The sequence below is a fragment of the Coxiella-like endosymbiont genome, from assembly GCF_002871095.1.
GTDB lineage: Bacteria > Pseudomonadota > Gammaproteobacteria > Coxiellales > Coxiellaceae > Coxiella.
Genome location: NZ_NSHJ01000005.1, coordinates 1 through 3,247 on the forward strand (window position 1 = coordinate 1; position 3,247 = coordinate 3,247).

Consider the following 3,247-nt stretch of genomic DNA (forward strand, 5'->3'; position numbering starts at 1 on the left):
TAATAATTCTTTTGCGTTGTGATGAAAATTCTTTTTCAAGTTAACTATTGATCATTGATTTTTTTAACCTATAAGTGGTGATTCTTGAAAAATTTTCTAAATATCTACTCTCTCCAGTGTTTACCAAAAATAACTTAATAACTTCTTACTTCACTCATTAACATTAATAAACAAGTGACTACAAATAAAGGTTTCGTTATAACCTTCTCCTTAAAATTAAGGTAATGCTAATTATAGTTCAGATTCGTATATCAGCCAAGCTCCGCTCTAATTTTCCTCTGATCAGCTTACCACAAAAGTAAATTGAAATGCTTGAAAATTATCCCCTACTCGACGATTCAAGGGAAAAGCTAAAGTAAAATCAATTGGCGCAAAAGACGTGTACCATTCTACAGCAAAACCCAACGAGGGACGTAAATTTTTAATAGAAAATTTATCATCTTGGATAATTTGCGGGCGAATATTTGCCTCAGGATCAGAAGCACCACCCCGTGCTGGAATTGCAATATCTCCTGGAAATCGGGGTACCTGAAAAACATTACCTGCATCAAATACAATGGCAGTACGAACCTTTTGATTCAATTGCGGCAAAATTAAATGCACTCCAAAAATAGTTTCTAAATTACCACCAATAGCGCTAAAATCACTACCGAGTGGATAACGATTCTTTGGACCCAATGAATTTGGAGCAAAAGCAGGAATAGAACCAATTCCTCCAGAAAAAAAGTTTTTGAAAAAGGGCAACCGATTATGATAGAATTTTTCTCCATAACCAAAAGTTGTTAATACATTTAAAATAAATTTATGCCCCAAGGGTTGATAATATTTTACTGAATAAGTTGCCAAATAATAATTTAAACTGGATTTAAAAAGAGGAACACCTACTTCCAAGTCTAATCCTCTATAAAAACCTTTAGTTGGGAAAATAGCACGATCAAGGCCATTGTAGACCCACTCTGCTATCAATTTAAATTCATTATAGTTGACATTGGTATTTTGCACACCGTTAGTGGTTCCCAAAAAAGCCAGCATACTCGGTGCAGCGTTAGGGATATCAACATGACTGATAGTGATGTCTTCTAATCCGTAACCAAACATAATTGAATTACGTTCCGAAACAAAATACCCATAGGTGACATCAGCTCCATAACCATTCTCTAAATAAGAAGTAAGGTTAAATTTCGCATCTGGTTTAATACGAGAATAATAAATCAAGAAGCCTCGCTGTAACCCCCCCGTCGTATAATAAGGATTTTTATAATTAATGGAATAATTTTTTTGATATTGACTATTTTGAAATCCAATTGAAAGATACTTCCCTGTTCCCATAAAATTAGGTTCCGATATACTGGAACCATACAAAAAACCATAAACATCTGAATAACCACCTTGAATACTAGCTCTCCCTGCTGGAACTTCTTGCACATGATAATATAAATCTACTTGGTCACGAGAGTGAGTTACCGATTGTGTTGTATAAGTAACATCAGAGAAATAACCCAGTAACTCTAAACGTCGTTTAGATTCTTCAATTTTTGATAAAGAGTATATACTTCCTTCGTATTGACGCATTTCTTGACGCAATACTTTTTGATCTGTTCGTTGATTGCCGAGGAAATTAATCCGACGTACATAAATCCGTTCATTAGGCACTATAATAAAATTTATATGAACCAAACGTTGTGGATCATCAATTGTTGGAATGATTGTTACTTTCGCGAATGGATATCCCCGATCTGCTAGAAAATTATGAATTTTTATGTTAGCATCAATGATAGCTTGACGAGAAAATACATCACCAGATTTTAATGTAATCAACTTATAAAATTGCTCTTTCAAATCGTAAGTTTTACTAGTTATCTCATAACTATTAATTCGATATACCGCTCCTTCATTTAGGTAAACAGTAATATAAACACTTTTTTTATTTTGTGACCATTGAAGCTCGTGGGAAACAACTCGAAAACGCAAATAACCATGATCTAAATAAAATATCATGAGTCTTTCTAAATCTTCTTCTAATTTAATTTGTGAATAACGATCAGTGTGGGTAATAGATGTAAATAAACCAGGGGTTGTTAATTTAAACTGGTGGCGCAAAGTACGTGCACTAAATGCGCGATTTCCAACAAATTGAATGGAAAGAACTTTCGTAATCCAGCCCTCATTAATATTAATATAGAGCGCTACACAATTGTGAGACTCTCTAATGATGTTAGTCGATATATGGGCTTCGCAATATCCCATCGCATCATATTGCTGTTCCAACCCCTGCTCAATTTGCTTTAATCTGGTAGGATTGAAGGTCTCTCCTTCTACAATTCTAAATTTACTAAAAATAGGCTGCAATTTTTTATTACTAATAACTTGATTACCATTAAGATGAATTAAACTTATTGTGGGATATTCTTTTACATTAATAATAAGATTCTCTCCACGGCGGCTCAATTGAATATTATCAAAAAAGCCCGTTTTATAAAGTGCTTCAATAATAGATTGACTGTACTGAGGACAATATTCTTGTCCTTCATGGATCGGAAGATAACTACGAACTGTGCTTTTCGAAATCCTTTCTAAACCTTGGATGTGAATAGAACGGATAATAAAAGCATAAGCTGACCCATTAAAAGAAAGACAGAAAACAATTAATGGAATTGTACATAAGAAGCGTTTATAAACTCTCATAATAATAAGGTACCCTTTCGAATTATTCCTTATTTTTTTGATTAGATCTGTTAACAATTTACTTTATTTGATTACATTAAAAATTTTCCCACCAAAGAGTTAATATAGGTAATCATTATAACACCCGATTTACGATTATCTATAGCTGAGAAATAGTTGAACGCTAATAGTTTTCGTAAGTATTACTAGAAACTTTTATCTCTCAGAATTGAATTTTCTCCTTAACCATAACTAATCTTACTTCTAATGTCTTCTAAAGAAAAAATTAGATTAAAAAGAGCAGAGAATACTATCAAAATTAAGAATTAAGTATAAGAAATCAGGGATACTTAATAAGTATTGACAAATCCAAAAAAACAACGGATAGCTTTGAAAGACCCTTTAGAATCAAAATCTCTACCGTATACTAGAGATTTAATTGTTTGTCTGTGGTCATTTCTTTTCTTACTTTCTTACTATTACGACAAATCCTACAACTCCCGACAAGCTATTATTATTAAATGAACACGTATGATGAGCAGCTGGTTGATCATAACCTTAATAAGTATTTGAATAAGAATAC

1 protein-coding gene is annotated in these 3,247 nt (G+C 32.7%); it reads right to left on the reverse strand.

The annotated features are described in order from the left end of the window. Nucleotides 1–282 precede the first annotated feature (282 nt). Nucleotides 283–2,685 (reverse strand): outer membrane protein assembly factor BamA, encoded by a 2,403-nt coding sequence (gene bamA, locus CLERM_RS00040; RefSeq protein WP_102156595.1) that lies wholly within the window; start codon nt 2,683–2,685, stop codon nt 283–285. Between the last annotated feature and the right edge of the window lie 562 nt (nt 2,686–3,247).